Here is a 771-nt window from a genome sequence, read left to right on the forward strand (position 1 = left end):
ACTGGCTGTCGAGTAGTTCACTGCTGATTTAACCCACCGACGTCACCCTTTTTAAACGACCTCAACAGGCCGTAAGGGGGTCGGCTTGCCCAAAGAAACCGATGGAAACTGTTGCTTACCACGTAGAAACCGACGCCGAATGGCTGGCTGCCAACTGTGCGCCCAGCCTACGCAAGTCAGCCCGTCGTGAACGCAAGCATCAGCTACGCAGCATCCCCGAACGTGAATGGGAGGCCGCACGCCATGAAGACCATGATGCGCTGGGTCAGCGCGTCAGCCACTGGTTACAACAACCTGCGGGCTCAGTGGATCTCATCAACTTGTCCGAGCGGCTGGATAAATACCTCGGCCACCCGTCCATCCCGTTGATTGACGTGTGCCGCCTGGGTGAAGACGGCGCAGCCCTGTGCGATAAGCTGCATACGTGGCTATCGCCTGAAGACACCGCCGCCATGATCGCCCCACGCTTTGACGTCCGCCTGCCGCAGGCTGGCAGACAGGGCGTGACCATGGAAGGGATTGGTAAACGCCTGGAAGACGGCAGGGTATGGAAACGCAATCTGGTGCGCCGCCACCTGCAAACCTTGGAACAAGGCCGCATCAGCGCGGGCCAAGTACGCCGGGGGGCCGATACCTATGTCTCACAACAAACCCTCTCCCTGCTGCAAACCAAATGGAAAGACCAGACCGAAGCCCTACGCCATGCGCTAGCCACCAGCAACGAAGGCGATGAAGTCTCGTTGTTCGATATGCAGCAAAGCAGCGTCGCCA

1 protein-coding gene is annotated in these 771 nt (G+C 59.0%); it reads left to right on the forward strand.

What is annotated here, in order from left to right:
* Positions 1-101 precede the first annotated feature (101 nt).
* On the forward strand, positions 102-771 hold a 670-nt coding region (locus ACUHMQ_RS20915), incomplete at its 3' end, for a replication endonuclease (RefSeq protein ID WP_445297368.1).

This window comes from Chitinimonas violaceus (genome assembly GCF_052601015.1).